Origin of the sequence: Extensimonas vulgaris (genome assembly GCF_003337425.1) — a bacterium.
GTDB classification, from domain to species: Bacteria; Pseudomonadota; Gammaproteobacteria; order Burkholderiales; family Burkholderiaceae_C; genus Extensimonas; species Extensimonas vulgaris.
In genome coordinates this window covers 23779-40874 of record NZ_QPJU01000014.1, presented here as the reverse complement: position 1 = coordinate 40874, position 17096 = coordinate 23779, and the positions used below count along the sequence as shown (strand labels likewise).

Sequence of the window (17096 nt, the reverse complement as noted above, 5' to 3'; positions counted from 1 at the left end):
GCGTTGTCGGCGTTCTGGCGCACCGTGGCGCCCACCTCTTCCATCGAAGCGGCGGTTTCTTCGAGCGCGCTGGCCTGGCTTTCGGTGCGCGCCGAGAGGTCGGCGTTGCCCGAGGCGATTTCGGCGCTAGCCATGGCCACCGATTCACTGCTATTGCGCACACTAGCCACTACATCGGCGAGCTTGCCCTGCATGCTTGCCAGAGCTTGCAGCAACTGGCTGATTTCATCGCGGCCACTCCACTGGACACGCCTACTCAGGTCCCCTTCGCCGATTCGCTGTGCAGTTGCTACAGCTTCACCAATGCCATGCGAGATGCTGCGTGAAAGGCTCCAGCTGAGCACCGTGGCAATAACGATGACCAGCAGCAGCATCAAAGTGCCCAGCATGTAGAGCTGCTGAAACATGGCGTCCACATCCTTGGCAGTGCTACGGGCATTCTCCACCAGGTTATCTACCAATACCTGCGTAGTCTTAATGTATTCGTCCGTCACGGGAACGAACTTGCTCTGCACGAGAGCGCGAGCGCCCTCCGCATCCCCAGCTGCCTTCAACGCATTCACCTGGTCGCGCACAGCTAACCAGCCTTTGCGCACTTCACCGACATTCTCAGCCAGCTTGCGCGTGTTGGGGTCTTGCACCTTTTCCAGAAAAGCCTTCTGCGTTTCCGTGGTCTGGCGCGAGGTCTCGGTCATGGCGTTCTTGAAAAACTCCAGCATCGCACTACCCTCGGAATACCCTACGGCCAGAGAACGCGCCGAGTTCTGACGTACATCGCCCTGCCACTTCTCAGCCAGTTCCAGCAACTCGCTGCCTAATGCCATACGGGCGGTAGCCTGCGAGACCTTCTCGATGCGCCAAGCGCTCACAGCCACCAGCAGCAAAAAAACCGCGATGATCGCGGCAAAGCCCAGATTCAAACGGGTGGATATTTTCAAATTTTTCATATACGCGATGTATCTAGCGCGAGCTGTTGATCATTGGCTGTGGGCGCAATCATCGACATGCTCCATGTTTTTACGGGATGACCGCAGGAAACAGGTCCGTCTGCGCCCATTCGGGCACACGCTGGGCCATGCCTACAGCCCTGTCTTCATAGACCGTTTTGAGTGCCGCGTTGGGCTGGCACCAAACAGTCCCATGGTGCTCACAATGAGCACCGACAGGGAAAGCACTGCTACCAACAAGATCCGTCGAGTCGAAATCTCGAAATGCTTCGCCGTCGTGAATGAAGGACGCAAAACAAACGTCTATCAGGAATCTCCAGCAGGCGCGGCGATTGGACAACAGAATGTATCCAAATGTCAATATCAAAATAGATATTCGATGCGAACCAGGGTCTAACTGGATCAAGGATCATGAGGTGCACGCTGTCCATTGATTGTCAGTGTGTGTAAACGGGCAACATCTTGTTGGCGAACACAGCCAGAACTTTGCCGCCTATCTATCGCATCCCCGCTTCGCCCTTCATCAGCAAAATGCCGAGCGGGCGATCGGGCACCACCACCCTGGGGCTCAAAGGGTATGGCAAAAAATAACCCTACCGCCCCGCCAGTTGCAGCCGCAAGCTCATGCGGTACGAAAAGCGATCCGCTGGGTGCAAGTTGACGGCCACCTCGATGGGCCGGCCCTGCGGCCCGAGGTAGCGGCGCGTGACGAGCAGGCCCGCCGAGCCGGGCTCGACCTGCAGGCGCGCGGCGGCGGCTGCGTCGAGCGTGACGGCGTCGATCTCCTGCGCAACCTCGTGGATGCGCACGCCCCACTGGCTTTCGATCAGCGTGTGCACGGGCACTTTCTGCGTGCCTATGAGCGCGCGGATGCTGCTGTAGGCGGCGTGGATGTAAATCTGCGTGAAGGCGATGGGCAGCGGGTTGTCGCCCGCGTAGCGGTAGCCCGTGACCTTGAGCCAGCGCTGGCCCGGCGCGCACTGCAGCAGTTGCGCGAGCGCGGCGTCGGCGATCACGTCCTCGGCCTCGGTGGTCACGAGGCGCGTGTCCTCGGCGTATTGCTGCAAATCGACCAGCGTGGCCGTCGATTGCACGTAGCGGCCTTCGCTGCGGCTGGCCTTGACCTGCGTGCCCACGCCGCGCCGGCGCAGCACCAGGCCGCGCTCCTGCAGCTGGCGCACGGCCTCGCGCACGGTGTGGCGGCTCACGCCGAACTGTGCACACAACTCCATTTCGGTGGGCAGATGGCTGCCCACGGGGTAGCGGCCCGACTGGATGTCGGCCATCAGGCGCTGCGCCACCAGCAGGTACTGCGGCGGACTGGCGAGCAGCGGCGCGGGCGCAGCGTCTGCGGCGGGAGCTGTGCTTTCGGTAGCGGCGTCGGGCGGTGGGGCGGTGGTCATGCACGGTTTCGGGGTGGCGGGCGTGGCGGCTTCGCGAACAATCGCGGCCTCATCGGGGCCTTACGGGCGCGATCCTATCCGCTTGCGCCGGAGCAGCTGCGGCACCTCCACCGGCACCTCCACCGACACCCGCCGCGCGCAGCGCTCACACCGCGCCTTTTTCTTCGAGCTGCGCGATGCGCTGCGCGTCGTAGCCGAGCTCGGTGAGCAGCGCCTGCGTGTGCTCGCCCAGCGTGGGCGCGATGCCGACCAGCGGCGCCTCGCCGGGGCAGCGGATCGGCGTGGCCACGGTGCGTATGCTGCCGCGCGCGGGGTGCGGCGCTTCGAGGATCAGGCCCTGCTCGTGCGCAAAGGGGTTGTCCAGCGCCTGCGCCACGTCATACACCGGGGCGGCGGGCACCTTGCCGGCAAAGCGTGCGAGCCATTCGGCGGTGCTGGCCGTGCCGAGCACCGCGTCGAGCGCCTCGGTGAGCTGTTCGCGGTGCGCGAGCCGCGCCGCGAAGTTGGCGTAGTCGGGGTGCGCGGCCCAGTCGGGGCGATCAATGGCCTGGCACAGCGCGGGCCAGAATTTTTCCTTGTTGCACATGATGAAGATCCAGCCGTCCTGCGTGCGGTAGAGCTGGCTCGGCGTGAGCGAGGGGTGGGCCGAGCGCGGCGCGCGCCCGACCTTGTGGCCCTCGTTCAAATACCAGGCGGCGACGTAGTTCAGGTTGCCCATGGCCACGTCGTACAGGCTCGTGTCGATGTCGCGCCCGCGGCCCGTGCTGCGCGCTTCGATGATGCCCGCGAGCAGGCCCGTGACGGCCGTCACGCCCGTCATCATGTCGATGATCGAGAGACCAAAGCGCGCGGGCGGCCCCTCGGGCTCGCCGGTCAGCGACAGATAGCCGGCCTCGGCCTGCATCAGGTAGTCGTAGCCCGGCCAGGACGTGCGCGAGCCCGTGCGCCCGTAGGCCGAGAGGTGCGCGCAGACGATGCGCGGGTTGTAGGGCGCGAGCTGCTCGTAGGTCAGCCCGAGCTTTTGCGGCAGGTCGCCGCGCAGGTTGTCGAACACGGCGTCGGCGCTGCGCACGAGGTCGGCGAGCACGCTGCGCGCCTCGTCCTGCTTGAGGTTGAGCGTGAGGCTTTTCTTGTTGCGGTTGAAGGCTTCGTGAAAGTGGCTGTCGCCCAGCCCGAAGTAAAACGGCCCGACCAGACGGCCCACGTCGCCGCCCTCGGCGGGGTTTTCGATCTTGATCACTTCGGCGCCAAGGTCGGCCAGATGCAGCGTGCCGAACGGGCCCGCGCCGTACTGCTCGAACGAGAGGATGCGCACTCCGCGCAGGGGCTGGCTCATGCGGGGTTCCTCGCGATCAGTTGTTTGGCGATGATGATGCGCTGCATCTCGTTCGTGCCCTCGCCGATCAGCAGCAGCGGCGCGTCGCGGAAGTAGCGCTCGACGTTGTATTCCTTGGAGTAGCCGTAGGCGCCGTGGATGCGCATGCTCTCGAGCGCGTTTTCCATGGCCGCCTCGGTGGCGAAGTATTTGGCCATGCCGGCTTCCATGTCGCAGCGCTCGCCGCGGTCGTAGGCGCGCGCCGCGGATTCGACGAGCAGGCGCGCCGCTTCGAGCCGCGTGGCCATTTCGCCGAGCTTGAGCTGTATCGCCTGGTGCTCGCAGATCGGCTTGCCGAAGGTCTTGCGCACCTGCGCATAGGCCACGGCGTCCTGCAGCGCGGCGCGCGCCACGCCCACGCCGCGCGCCGCGACGTTGATGCGCCCGAGCTCCAGCCCCGAAAGAATCTGCTGCAGCCCGCGCCCCTCGACGCCGCCGATCAGCCGGTCGGCCGGGATGCGGTAGTTTTCGAACAGCAGCTCGCAGGTGTCTATGCCGCGGTAGCCGAGCTTGTCGAGCTTGCGCACGACCTTGAAGCCCGGGCCTTTTTCGGCGATGAACAGGCTCATGCCCTTGTGCGCCGGGTCGGCCTTGGGGTCGGTCTTGACGAGCAGCGCAATGCAGTTGCCCTCGCCGCTGTTGGTGATCCAGGTCTTGGCGCCGTTGACCACGTAATGGTCGCCGTCGCGCACCGCCACGGTGCGTATGGCCTGCAGGTCGGTGCCGCAGTCGGGCTCGGTCAGGCCGATGCCGCCGCGCAGCTCGCCGGTGGCAAAGCGCGGCAAAAAGGCGCGCTTTTGGGCCTCGGTGCCGTGGCGCTGCACGCACATGGACATGATGAGGTGCGAGTTGACGATGCCCGACAGCGACATCCACACCGTCGCAAGGCGCTCGACGATCTTCGCGTAGGTCGAGGTCGAGAGGCCGAAGCCGCCGTATTCGGCATCGATGATGCAGCCGAACAGGCCCATCTGCTTCATTTTTTCGACGATCTCGTGTGGGTACTCGTCGGCGATCTCGAGCCGGTGCGCGTGCGGCTTGACTTCGGCCTCGATGAATTTGTCCAGGCTGTCGAGGATCAGCGCTTCGCTTTCTTGCTGTGCTGCGTTCATTTGCGTGCTCTTTCCGTTGCATCCCAAGGGGTTTCAGCCGCGCGCGGCCAGGCCTTCGGCGAGCTGCCGCGCGTCCAGCGCTTCCATGCCCAGCACCAGGTCGCGCAACTGCGCGGCGCGCTGCGGCGAGACGACGAGACGCGCGTTTTCCATGAACTTCTTTTCGATGTCGGCGGCGCCGAGCGGCCGGTCGGCCGAGCCGCGGTTGACCTCCTGGCGCTCGCGCAGCTCGCGCCCGTCGGTGGTGGTGACGATGACTTCGCCCGAGTAATACTTGGGGAACGGCGAGTTTGGATCGACTTCGTATTCGACGCGCTGCGCCAGATCGAGCACCTGCGGATCGGCGAGCGCCGCGTCCTCCAGGTGTTCGAGCCCGAAGCTGCCGCGCAGCAGCGCCGTGGCGACGATGTAGGGGATGCTGAATTGCGCGTCGTAGCTGTTTTGCGGGCGCTTTTTCGTCGCCACGGGCTCGCACACCGTCTTCACCACTTCCTGCGGCACGAGCGCGCGCACCGAGCGGATCTGCTGCGCCGTGAGCCCGTGCTGCGCGCGCAGGTGCGCGGCGGCGTCGGCGCAGGCGTGCGTGAAGTGGCAGGCCGGGATGGGCTTGACGGCCACGTTCATGAGCTCCCACTGCGTGCCCAGGCCCGCGGTGGCAAGCGCCAGGTCCATGCCCTCGGCGTAGCGGCCCAGGTGGCTCTGGAACAGGCCGAAGCGCCCCTCGTAGGTGGCGCGCGGGCCGACGAAGCCGTGGCGCGCGAGCGTCACCGAGGTCAAACCCGCCGCCGCGGCCCAGCCGGGGTGCATGCGCTTGGTCCAGGCGCCGTCGTTGAGGAATTCCATGCTGCCCGAGGCCGTGCTCAGCGTGATGCCCTGCGCCATCGCGAGCTGCGGCGCGCTCAGGTCGTACAGGCGCCCGCACACCAGCGTGGTGGCAAACGCGCCGATCAGCCCCGTGGGGTGAAAGCCCACCTGGTGAAAACCGCCCTTGGCCACGGCGCCCAGGCGCGTGCCCGCTTCCATGCCGATGATGTAGGCCGTGAGCAGGTCCGCGCCGCTGCGCCCGGCCTGCGCGCCCGCGCCCAGCGCCGCGGGCAGGCAGGCCGAAGTGGCGTGGATCACGCCGGCCGAGTGCGTGTCGTCGTAGTCCAGGCCGTGGATCAGGATGCCGTTCATCAGCATCGCATCGCGCAGCTGCAGGCGCGCGGGCAGGCCGATCACCGGCACCTGGCCGAGCCCTGCGGACAGATCACGCACCGCCGAAAGCGCGCGCTGCGCGAACTCGTAGTGCGTGGAGGCGTAGGCGATGCCCACGGCGTCGAGGATCAAATACCTGGCGCGCTCGCGCACCTGCGCCGGAATCGCCGCGCCGTCTTGCGTCGCGGTGAATTCGGCCAGGCGCTCGGCGATGGTAGGGCTGGGGGTGGAGGAGGAATCCGTCATGGCGGGGTGTCTTTCAAAACAAGAAAAAGCCCTGCGGTCACTTCAATAACAGGAGCTGCTTGCGCAGGTGTATCAAGCGCTAGAAGCCTATTTAGCTTCCAAAAATGTGGTTCGCGATCGCGTTCTTCTGCGTCTGGTTCGTGCCGCCCGTGATGGTCAGCATGCGCACGTCGCGCACCATGCGTTCGAGCGGCAGCAGGCCGAAGTAGCCGTAGCCGCCGAACATCTGCTGGCATTGCAGCGTGGTTTTGAGCGCCATCTCGGTCGCCTGCACCTTGGCCACCGACGACAGACACGGGTCGGGCTTGCCCGCGTCTATGGCCGCGAGCGCGCGGTAGCACAGCGAGCGCGCGGCCTCGATCTCTATCCACATGTCGGCCATCAGCCAGCGCAGGCCCTGCATCTCGCTGAGCAGCTGGCCGAACTGGCTGCGCACCTTCATGTAGTCACGCGCAAGCTCGAAGGCGCCTTCGGCCACGCCCAGCGCCATCACGCCCATGCCCACGCGCGTGGCGTTATAGACCGTCAGCGGCGCAACGAAGCCCTTGGAATTTTGCGGATCGCCCAGCGTGACCACGTTCTCGGCCGGCACGCGCACGTTGTCGAAAAAGAGCTCGTTCTCGCTCGCGCCGCGCACGCCCATCTTGTAGGGGAGCTTGCGCACCGTGAGGCCCGGGCTGTCCTTGGGCACCAGGATCGTGCCCACGCCGCGCGCGCCCTTCGAAGGGCCGAAGCGCGCATACACGAGGTGCAGGTGCGCGCGGTCGCCGTAGGTGGTGAAGACCTTTTGCCCGTTGATGACGTATTCGTCGCCCTCGCGCACCGCGGTCGTGCTTATGTTGGCCGCGTCCGAGCCGGCCTGCGGCTCGGTCCAGGCGATGCTGCACTCGAGCTCGCCGCTCACGAACTTAGGGATCAGCTTGGCGCGCATGGCTTCGGGGCCGTAGGTGGCGATGATGCGCGGCGAGACGTTTTGCTCGTGCACGATCAGGGCCGTGGCCAAGTCAACCTTGGCGATCTCCTCGATCACGAGGTAGGTATCGACCAGCCCCAGGCCCGCGCCGCCGTATTGGGGATCGACGCTCAGACCCGTGTAGCCGAGCTCGCACAGCAGCTTTTTGTTCTCCTCGGGGAAGATTTCCTCGCGATCCCAGCGCGCCGCTTTGTCCTTGAACACCTCTTGCGCGAGCTTGCGCGCGGCGTCACGCAGCTCGACTTGCTGCGGGTTCAGTTCGAAATGCATTTTGATGGCTCCAATCGGGCTTTAGCCCAGGTACAGCAAGCGGTGGGCGCTCACAATTTGTCTTCGACGCCGTGCCCGCGCATGGGGATCAGCGCCGAGCGCACGAAGGTCATGAACACGGTGCCGTCGGCCTTCTTGCCCGTGGTGCGCACGGTCACGATGCCCTGCGTAGGGCGCGATTGCGATGTGCGCTTTTCGAGCACCTCGCTCTCGGCATAGACCGTATCGCCGGGGTGCACGGGCGCGACGAGCTGGATTTCCTTCCAGCCAAGGTTGGCGATCGCCTTGCCGCTCACGTCGGCCACGGTCATGCCGAGCACGATGGCCAGCGTGAGCCCGCTGTTGACCAGCGGCTTGCCGAACTCGCTCTTCGCGGCAAACGCATGGTCGCAGTGCATGGGGTGCTGGTTCATGGTCAGCAGGCTGAACTGGATGTTGTCCGCCTCGGTGATGGTGCGGCCCGGAAAGTGCTCGTACACGTCCCCCACCGCAAAGTCCTCGAAATAACGGCCCAAACTGGCCTTGTGGCGCGTGCCCTGCATGAGTCCTTGGCTCCTTGGATGCGTTCTCGAAAAACGGACATTTGAATGTCCGGACAAATTGGGGTGGGATGGTACGCCGGTGGCTGCGCTGCTTTACCTAGGGATAACCCTGATGTTGCGAGTTATGCGCTGCGCTGGCGTCTGCGGCAATTGCCTTCAGATTCCAATGATTTGCGCAGGTGACGGGGCAGAGGGAGGGTGCCGGGATGTGCGCCCGGCGGCGCACCTTCTTTTCTTGTCTCGCCAAGAAAAGAAGGCAAAAGAAGGCGACCCTGCTGCCTGCGTCCCTGTGCGCCTTACGGCGCCCAGGGCAACCTGCGGTGCTCGCGCCCGGCGGGGTCGCGCGAAACTCGCTGCGCTGCGCTTCGCTCAGACAATCGCGCGCCCTTTACCCGCCGGGCGCTGCGCTCCTCGGCGCAGGCAGAAGGGCGGGGATACCACACGGGCCTTCGCTGCGCTCGGCCTGCGGGGTGCGGGGATCAAGACGTGACGATCATGTGAATCAGAGAAAAGTAAGTGCCATTCGAATCTGACCCCGATTTTCGTGTTCGACCACACGGCTACGCACTACGAGAATGACGTGCAACGTACTGGCGCAGAACGCTGTCCATCAAGGACTGCCAACCCTCACCGGTGGACTTGAAATATGCGATGACTTCCGGGCTGTAACGCACCGACACGAGCAGCTTCTTGTTGGCAGACTTGGGGCGTCCACGAACGGAAGCCAGAGGAACCATGGCCTTGAGTTGCTTGGGAGTAAGCGGTTGCGCATCGGGATCGCTCCGAGCCGCTGCCGTAATGGCTTTATCCTCTTCGGCCGTTGGCATATGAACGACGGGACGCTCAGAAGTTTTGGACATAGTATTTGACCTCACGACGATTGGCGCGGCGAAGACTGATGATTCTTCGCACGTTGCCACGATCTACAAACGCCACGTAGTAGAGGGTTCCAGTTTCCGGAGCGAGCGCGATCATTCGCGTCTCGCCGTACTCAAACCGTTCATCGACCCACACCAACGCAGCTTCCCAGTCGAGTTCGCTCGCAAAGGCCAAAGACACGCCGTGCTTTGATTGGTTTGCGATGTCCTTGGCGGCGTCGAACTCGATGCGCATGCTTTAATGTAGCTACTAAAAATACGGCTGTCAACACGCGCGAGGACTCCTGCCTATGGGGCCGAACGCTCAAGGTAAGCGGCGCCGCTGCACCGCGGGTGCGCTGGGCACGAACACTGACCACGAAGATGGCGAAGCCATGTCTAGTGTAGTGTTCGACGCTATCTGCGACATAAAACCGCGTCTTTTCGGCCTGGGCCGCGTTGCAAATCCTCGCGATACCACCCGGTATCGCTGCGGTTTGCGCCTTGCCCAGACCAAAAATCCATCGGTTTTATTGGTCGCATCAAGCATCGAACACTACACTAGCAGCCTGTCGGACTTTGGAATCGTCGGCTGCGAATGCGCCGCAGCGGCCCATTTTTTACCGTCTTCTTGCCCCATAGTCCCGCTATGGGGCTGCGAATCCGCCAAAAACTGGCCTCGCTGGGGCGCATTCTCGCTTTCGACGCCCAAAGTCCGACAGGCTGCTAGTGTTGGCGACGGCTCGCCCGCCCAGTTGGATGAAGCCGCTGTGCGAAGATTCCGATGATCCGCGGAAGTGGTGGAGCGAAGGAGGAGTTGGAATCCACCCCCAGTTTCCTCATCGGGCTTCTGCGCTCAATGCGCCCGCTCCCAATTCGGCCCCGTGCCGATTTCGGCGAGCAGCGGCACGCGCAGGTCGGCAACGCTGGCCATGAGGCGCGGGATTTCGTGGCGCACCCAGGTTTCTTCGGCGGCGGGTAGCTCGAACACCAGTTCATCGTGCACCTGCAGGATCATCTTGACGGCGGGCTTTTCGGCGTCCAGCGTTTTTTGTACCGCGACCATCGCCATCTTGATCAGGTCGGCCGCCGTGCCTTGCATGGGCGCGTTGATCGCGGCGCGTTCGGCGGCGGCGCGGCGGGGGCCGTTGGGTGAGTTGATCTCGGGCAGGTACAGGCGTCGGCCGAACACGGTTTCGACGTAGCCGCGCTGCTTGGCCAGGGCCTTGGTGCTTTCCATGTATTGCTTGACGCCGGGGTAGCGCTGAAAGTAGCGGTCTATGTACGCGGCGGCGGCCTTGGGCTCTATGCCCAGGTTTTTGGCCAGGCCGTAGCTGCTCATGCCGTAGATCAGGCCGAAGTTGATGACCTTGGCGTAGCGCCGCTGCTCGCTCGTGACCTGGTGCACCGAGACGCCGAACACCTCGGCCGCCGTGGCGCGGTGCACGTCCAGGCCTTGCTGGAAGGCGTGCAGCAGCGCGTGGTCGCCGCTCAGGTGCGCCATGATGCGCAGCTCGATCTGGCTGTAGTCGGCGCTCGCGATCAGGCAGCCCGGCGGCGCGATGAAGGCTTCGCGGATGCGCCGGCCCTCGGGCGTGCGCACGGGGATGTTTTGCAGGTTGGGCTCGTTGCTCGACAGCCGCCCCGTCACGGCCACGGCCTGCGCGTAGTGCGTGTGCACGCGGCCCGTGCGCGGATCGACCATCTGCGGCAGCTTGTCGGTGTAGGTGCTCTTGAGCTTGCTCAGGCTGCGGTGTTCGAGCAGCTTGGCGGGCAGGGGGTAGTCCTCGGCCAGCTTTTCCAGCACTTCCTCGTCGGTGCTGCGCGCGCCCGAGGCGGTTTTTTTGATGACCGGCATGCCCAGCTTGTCGAAGAAAATCTCCGCGAGCTGCTTGGGGCTGCCCAGGTTGAAGGGCTGGCCCGCGAGCGCGTAGGCTTCGGCCTCTATCTGCATGATGCGCTGGCCCAGCTCGCGGCTTTGCGCGGCCAGCACTGCCGTGTCGATCAGCACGCCGTTGCGCTCCATGCGAAAGAGCACCTCGCTGCAGGCGATCTCGAGCTCGTAGATGCGGCGCAGCGGCGCACTCGCCTCGAGCAGCGGCCACAGCGCCTCGTGCACGCCCAGGCACTCATCGACGTCCTCGCAGGCGTATTCGGCGGCACGTTCGACCGCGACCTGCGCGAACGGGATCTGGTGCGCGCCCTTGCCGCAAAGGTCTTCGTAGTTGATGCCCGCGCGCCCGAGGTGGCGCTCGGCCAGGCTGCGCAGGTTGTGCGGCTTGTGCACTTCGAGCACGTAGCTTTGCAGCATGGTGTCGTGCGCGTAGCCGTGCACCTGCACGCCGTGGTTGGCGAACACGTGCCGGTCGTACTTGACGTGCTGGCCGAGCTTGGGCCGCGCCGCGTCCTCGAGCCAGGGCTTGAGGCGCGCGAGCACTTCGTCCAGCGGCAGCTGCGCGGGCGCGTCGGGCCCGTCGTGGCGCAGTGGGATATACGCAGCCTCGCCGCCGCGCACCGCCACGGAGATACCCACGATCTGCGCGCGCATCTCGTCGAGCGAGGTGGTTTCGGTGTCTAGCGCCACGAGCTCGGCCGCCTGCACCGTGGCGAGCCAGCGCTCGAAGTCGGGCCAGTTGAGGACGATCTCGTAGCGCCGCGCAGGTGCAGAGGGCGCGGCAGGCGCGCCGACAGAAGAATCCACGCCATCGGCCACGGCCGGGTCGCTTGGCATTGGCGCTGCCGCATTCATGCCCTGCCCTGCCGAAGCGACCTCCGCCGCCGGCGCCAGCGCGCGGGCGAGCGTTTTGAAGCCGTATTTTTCATAAAAACGGCGCAAACCCTCGATGTCTGGTGCGCTGATAGCTATCGAATCCAAAGCGGGGAAACCGGGGATGTAGGGGCTCAGATCGAGGTCGGTCTTGATGCGCAGCAGCTCGCGCGCCTGCGGCAGCCATGCGAGGCTCGCACGCAGGTTGTCGCCCACCACGCCCTTGATCTCGTGCGCGTGCGCCATCAGCGCGTCGAGCGAGCCGTATTGCTGCAGCCACTTGGCGGCGGTCTTGGGGCCGACCTTGGGCACGCCGGGCACGTTGTCCACGGCGTCGCCCACCAGCGCCTGAAAATCCAGCATCAGCGACGGCGGCACGCCGAATTCGGCCACCACGCCGGCCACATCGCGCTTTTTGCCGCTCATGGTGTCGATGATGCTCACGTGCGCATCGACGAGCTGCGCGAGGTCTTTGTCGCCGCTCGAAATGATGACCTCCACGCCCTGCTGCGCGGCAGCGCGCGCGAGCGTGCCTATCACGTCGTCGGCCTCCACGCCCGGAATCGCAAGCACCTTCCAGCCCAGCAGACGTGCGACCTCGTGGATGGGCTCGATCTGCGCGCGCAAGTCGTCGGGCATGGGCGGGCGGTGCGCCTTGTAATCGGCATAGAGCGCGTCACGGAATGTCGGGCCGCTGGTGTCGAACACGCAGGCGGCGTAATCGGCGGGCACCTCCTTGCGCAGGGCCTGCAGCATGTTGATCATGCCGCGTATCGCGCCCGTCGCGGCGCTGTGCGGATCGCCGGGCACGGCGCGCAAATCGGGCATGGCGTGGTAGGCGCGGTACAAATAGCTGGAGCCGTCGACCAGCACCAGGGTTTTTGGCTTGCTCGTGTTCATGGTGTCACTCATCGCGGCGATTGTGCCCGGTGCGCAAGCGCGCAGCAAAATCCGCCCGGATGGGATGAGACACACTCTACAATCGTGTGCATCATGCGCGCCACACCCCTTTTTGCCTGCTTTTTCGCCTTGCTGGGCCTGGGCACCAGCGTTTTCGCCCAGGACGCCAAGCCAGCGCCTGCGGCCACTTCCGCCCCACCCATCGAGGCCAGCAGCCAGCCCAGCAGAGCCGAGCAACGCGCCGCAGGCCGCATCAATCAGCGCATTGAGCACATCAAGGTCGAAGACGCGGGCAGCCGCATCGAAGAATTGCGCGTGGGCGGGCAGACCAAGCGCATCACCGTGCAGCCCAAAACCGGCAACGCGCCCGAGTACGAAGTCAAACCACCCGACGTCACACGCGGCCAGGCTGGCACCGGCAACGATTCGCAGGTCAACACCGCGCCGCCCGTGTGGAACATCAAGAAGTTCTGAAGCCTCCCGCCTGAAGCCGCAGCCGGGGGCCGCGCCCCTCGCGCACCGGGGCCGCCTTGCCACTGCCTGACGCCCAGACGCCTTACCGATTCTTCCTTTTCCCGATGGCCGTTTTCACCGAAGTCCCGCCCGAGGAGGCGCGCGCACTGCTACAACGTCTGCAGCTCGGCGAATTGCTGGCGTTGCAAGGCATCGTCGGCGGTATAGAAAACACCAACTACTTCGTCACCTGCAGCGCGGGCGAATTCGTGCTCACGCTGTTCGAGCGCCTGCGGCCAGAGCAGCTGCCTTTTTACCTGTACCTAATGCAGCACCTCGCGCAAGGTGGCCTGCCCGTGCCCAACCCGCGTGCCGACGCGCAAGGCAACATCGTGCACAGCGTGTGCGGCAAGCCCGCGGCCCTCGTCAACAGGCTGCCCGGCAAGAGCCAGCTCGCGCCCGGCCCGCAGCACTGCGCGGCCATGGGCCAGACGCTCGCGCGCCTGCACCTCGTGGGGCGCAGCTTCGATCGCCACCAGCCCAATCTGCGCGGCCTCGCCTGGTGGAACGAGACCGCTCCCCTGGTGCTGCCCTACCTCGGGCCGCAGCAGGCCGATTTGCTGCGCTCCGAACTCGCCTACCAGAACGCCGTCGCCGCCACGGCCGATTACGCTGCACTGCCGCGCGGGCCCGTGCACGCCGACCTGTTCCGCGACAACGTGCTGTTCGAGGGCGAAAAGCTCACCGGCTGCTTCGACTTTTACTTTGCGGGCGTCGATACCTGGCTGTTCGACCTGGCCGTGTGCCTGAACGACTGGTGTATCGATTGGGCCACGGGCGCGCACCACCCGGCACGCGCGCAGGCGCTGCTTGGCGCCTACGAGGCCGAGCGCAAGCTCACCGACACCGAGCGCGCCCTGCTGCCCGCGATGCTGCGCGCAGGCGCGCTGCGCTTTTGGATCTCGCGCCTGTGGGACTTTTACCTGCCGCGCGAGGCTGCATTGCTCGCGCCGCACGACCCCACCCACTTCGAGCGCGTGCTGCGCGAGCGCATCGCGCATCCGCTGCAACTTTGACCGCCCCGTCGAAGGGAGCAATGCCACGGCGTCATCGCGTTCGCGGCCAAGACTGCTACATTCCTTTGCATCGCGCGTGTGCACTCCGCAACGCCATGTTGTCCCTTTTTGCATGAAACTCCACCTCGTTCCCGCTCGCACCGGCCTGCAATGGGTGCGCCTCGGCATCCGGGCTTTTTGGCGCCAGCCGATGGCGCTCGCCGCGCTGTTCTTCATGGCCATGGCGGCCATGTCCATCGCCACCATGGTGCCGCTGATCGGGCCGGCGCTCGCGCTGGCGCTGCTGCCCTCGGCCACGCTGGCGATGATGGTCGCCGCCGCCGAAGCCATGCAGGGGCACTTTCCCACGCCCACGGTGCTGCTCGCGGCGTTCCGCGCAGGGCGCGAGCAGCTGCGCCACATGCTCGTGCTGGGCGCGCTCTACGCCGTCGGCTTTCTCGGGGTGATCGCGCTCTCGGCCCTGGTCGATGGCGGCCAGTTTGCCAAGGTGTATCTGGGCAATGCGCCACTGTCGCGCGAGCTCGCCGAAGACCCATCGTTTCAGGCCGCGATGTGGCTTGCGATGGCGCTGTACCTGCCGCTTTCGCTCTTGTTTTGGCATGCGCCTGGGCTCGTCTATTGGCACAGGGTGCCACCCGTCAAGGCGCTGTTTTTCAGCATCGTGGCCTGCGTGCGCAATTTCTGGGCCTTTACCGTGTTCGGGTTCGCCTGGATGGCCGTGTTTGCACTCACGGGACTGGTTGTGGCGCTCGCCACGGGGCTGCTCGCGGGCGTGCTCGGCGCCGGCTTTGCAGCGGGCATCATGATGGCCGCGGCCATGCTGCTCGCGGCCATGTTCTTCACCTCGGTGGTGTTCACCTTCCGCGACTGCTTCGAGCCGCCCGACAGCGCGGTGGCATCGTTGCAGGGGTAGGCTCACAACGCTTTCGCTTTCAAATTCCTGTCATATCGGGTTTCTAGCATCGCGCGCAGGAAACGGCACCCGGTCGTTTCCAGCTTTCTTTTTGCGAGCACAACCCGACATGTCTGCACATCCTCTTCCCTCGCGCCGCAAGGCGTTGCAAGTTCTCGCTGGCGCTCCTTTGTTGCCGCTGGGCTCGGGCGCCATGGCTTCGCTGCTCTCCGGCTGCGGCGGTGGCGATGACGATCCGAGCTATGTCTCGGCCGCGTTCACCTCGATGCCCGCGCCCACGCTGGCCAATGCTGCCGCGATGGCCACGACCACCGTGGACTCGACCTTGCAGGTCAAGTTCAGCGACCAGACCACACGCAGCTACACCCTCGGCTACCAGCCCTTTTTCATCACGGGCGACCTGGTGCCTGACGGCAAGGGCGGCACCATTGTGGCCGGCGGCTACTACGACATCCACAACCAGCCCATCATGGACACGACGGGCAGCACGCCGCGCCAGTTCTTCTCCGACTGCCCCGACGGCATGTCGCTGCTCACGGTGCCCAATGCCAAGGTCGATGGCGTCAAGGGCAAGCCGGTGTTTGCCGTGGTGCAGTTTGAATACACCACGCGCAACCTCAAGGGCGACAGCATGTACGGCATGCTGCCTTCGCCGATCGCCGTGCTCACGCTCGACCAAGACCCGAACACGGGCAAGCTCAGCCTGGTCAAGTACCACAACGTCGACACTTCGGGCGTCAAGGGCCTGTGGATCACCTGCGGCGCGAGCCTCTCGCCCTGGGGCACGCACCTCTCGAGCGAAGAGTACGAGCCCGACGCCTTCGACCAAGGCGCGCTCGGCCAGCCACTGGCGACGCTCAAAGGCTTCAGCCAGAACCTGTACGGCGACCCCGCCAAGGCCAACCCCTACGACTACGGCCACCTGCCCGAAGTCACGGTGAACCCCGACGGCACGGGCAGCATCCAAAAGCACTACTGCCTGGGCCGCATCTCGCACGAGCTGATCCAGGTCATGCCCGACAACCGCACGGTACTCATGGGTGACGACGCGACCAACGGCGCGCTGTTCATGTTCGTCGCCGACAAGGAAAAAGACCTCTCTGCCGGCACGCTGTACGCGGCCAAATACACCAGCGTGCTCAACGCCACCACGTCCGCCGCCATCAGCTGGATCAACCTGGGCCACGCGAGCAGCGCCGAGGTCAAGGCGCTGGTCGATGGCGGCATCAAGGCGAGCGACATCATGGAATCGCTCACCACCGACCCTGGCGACGCCAGCTACACCAAGATCGTGCTGAACAAGAAGACACTCTGGGTCAAGGTCAAGCCGGGGCAGGAAAAGGCTGCCGCCTTCCTAGAAACGCACCGCTACGCCGCGCTCAAGGGCGCCAGCACGGCCTTTACCAAGATGGAAGGCACGACCGTCAACGTGAAGGACAAGAAAGCCTACTCGGCCATTTCGGCCATCAAGGATTCCATGGTCAGCGGCAAGTCAGGCAACGTCCCGGCGCTGAACGTGAACTTCCCCGCCGCGATCAACGCAGGCGGCGTGCTCGAGCACACCATGACCGGCGGCCAGAAGGACAGCGCCGGCGCCGCCATCCACAGCGACTGGGTGCCGACCAGCTCGCAATTCATCGCGCCGCTGCTCGGTGAAGACCTGACCACGCCCGACGCCCTGGGCAACACCGCCAACGCCGACAAGATCAGCATGCCAGACAACCTGAAGTTCTCGGAAAAAATGCGCACGCTGTTCATCGGCGAAGACAGCGGCATGCACGTGAACAACTTCCTGTGGGCCTACAACGTGGACACCAAGCAGCTCAGCCGCGTGCTGTCCACCCCCTCGGGCGCCGAATCCACGGGCCTGCAAGCGGTCGATGAAATCAACGGCTGGACGTACATCATGAGCAACTTCCAGCATCCGGGCGACTGGGAGTCGCCGCTGCACGACGTGGTCAAGCCCGTGCTCGATCCGCTGATCCGTGCGAACTACAAAGACCGCTACGGCGCCGCCGTGGGCTACCTCACGGCCACGCCGACGCAGCCCAAGCTGCACTGGTAA

At 65.1% G+C, this 17096-nt stretch carries 14 protein-coding genes; 4 read left to right on the top strand and 10 right to left on the bottom strand.

Translation table 11 applies throughout. From position 1 onward, the window contains the following. The 10 genes from DFR45_RS13515 to polA all read right to left on the bottom strand — a co-directional run. A partial coding sequence (locus DFR45_RS13515) for an MCP four helix bundle domain-containing protein (protein WP_114484278.1) occupies nucleotides 1–947 on the bottom strand: 947 nt, incomplete at its 3' end. 593 nt (nucleotides 948–1540) lie between these two features. Next, nucleotides 1541–2350 carry a GntR family transcriptional regulator gene (locus DFR45_RS13510; RefSeq protein WP_114484273.1) on the bottom strand — a complete coding sequence of 270 codons (810 nt, stop codon included), beginning with the start codon at nucleotides 2348–2350 and terminating at the stop codon, nucleotides 1541–1543. 145 nt (nucleotides 2351–2495) lie between these two features. Next, entirely contained in the window at nucleotides 2496–3686 is a 1191-nt protein-coding gene (locus DFR45_RS13505) for a CaiB/BaiF CoA transferase family protein (protein WP_114484272.1), read from the bottom strand. Further along, entirely contained in the window at nucleotides 3683–4837 is a 1155-nt protein-coding gene (locus DFR45_RS13500) for an acyl-CoA dehydrogenase family protein (protein WP_114484271.1), read from the bottom strand. Before DFR45_RS13500 ends, DFR45_RS13505 begins: the two co-directional genes overlap by 4 nt. 33 nt (nucleotides 4838–4870) lie before the next feature. After that, nucleotides 4871–6280, bottom strand: coding sequence for an MmgE/PrpD family protein (locus tag DFR45_RS13495; protein WP_114484270.1), 1410 nt, complete (start codon nucleotides 6278–6280; stop codon nucleotides 4871–4873). Between the two features lie 91 nt (nucleotides 6281–6371). Continuing rightward, the gene (locus DFR45_RS13490; RefSeq protein ID WP_114484269.1) at nucleotides 6372–7523 is read right to left on the bottom strand and encodes an acyl-CoA dehydrogenase family protein; all 1152 of its coding nucleotides are present in this window, start codon (nucleotides 7521–7523) and stop codon (nucleotides 6372–6374) included. 50 nt (nucleotides 7524–7573) lie between these two features. After that, nucleotides 7574–8065 carry a MaoC family dehydratase gene (locus DFR45_RS13485; RefSeq protein WP_114484268.1) on the bottom strand — a complete coding sequence of 164 codons (492 nt, stop codon included), beginning with the start codon at nucleotides 8063–8065 and terminating at the stop codon, nucleotides 7574–7576. 560 nt (nucleotides 8066–8625) lie between these two features. Continuing rightward, nucleotides 8626–8925 (bottom strand): BrnA antitoxin family protein, encoded by a 300-nt coding sequence (locus DFR45_RS13480; RefSeq protein WP_114484267.1) that lies wholly within the window; start codon nucleotides 8923–8925, stop codon nucleotides 8626–8628. Then, on the bottom strand, nucleotides 8909–9178 hold the full coding sequence (locus DFR45_RS13475; protein ID WP_114484266.1) for a BrnT family toxin: 270 nt from the start codon (nucleotides 9176–9178) through the stop codon (nucleotides 8909–8911). Before DFR45_RS13475 ends, DFR45_RS13480 begins: the two co-directional genes overlap by 17 nt. A gap of 600 nt (nucleotides 9179–9778) precedes the next feature. Next, nucleotides 9779–12589 carry a DNA polymerase I gene (gene polA, locus DFR45_RS13465; RefSeq protein ID WP_114484277.1) on the bottom strand — a complete coding sequence of 937 codons (2811 nt, stop codon included), beginning with the start codon at nucleotides 12587–12589 and terminating at the stop codon, nucleotides 9779–9781. Nucleotides 12590–12682: 93 nt separating this feature from the next. Between polA and DFR45_RS13460 the strand changes: the two genes are divergently transcribed. The 4 genes from DFR45_RS13460 to DFR45_RS13445 all read left to right on the top strand — a co-directional run bounded on the left by DFR45_RS13460 (nucleotide 12683) and on the right by DFR45_RS13445 (nucleotide 17096). After that, nucleotides 12683–13063, top strand: coding sequence for a hypothetical protein (locus DFR45_RS13460; RefSeq protein WP_114484264.1), 381 nt, complete (start codon nucleotides 12683–12685; stop codon nucleotides 13061–13063). A 104-nt stretch (nucleotides 13064–13167) separates the two neighbouring features. Then, complete coding sequence (locus DFR45_RS13455; protein ID WP_114484263.1) at nucleotides 13168–14118, top strand: homoserine kinase; 951 nt, start codon at nucleotides 13168–13170, stop codon at nucleotides 14116–14118. 112 nt (nucleotides 14119–14230) lie between these two features. Further along, nucleotides 14231–15031, top strand: a complete 801-nt coding sequence (locus tag DFR45_RS13450) for a BPSS1780 family membrane protein (protein WP_114484262.1) — start codon at nucleotides 14231–14233, stop codon at nucleotides 15029–15031. Between the two features lie 109 nt (nucleotides 15032–15140). Beyond that, nucleotides 15141–17096 (top strand): PhoX family protein, encoded by a 1956-nt coding sequence (locus tag DFR45_RS13445; RefSeq protein WP_114484261.1) that lies wholly within the window; start codon nucleotides 15141–15143, stop codon nucleotides 17094–17096.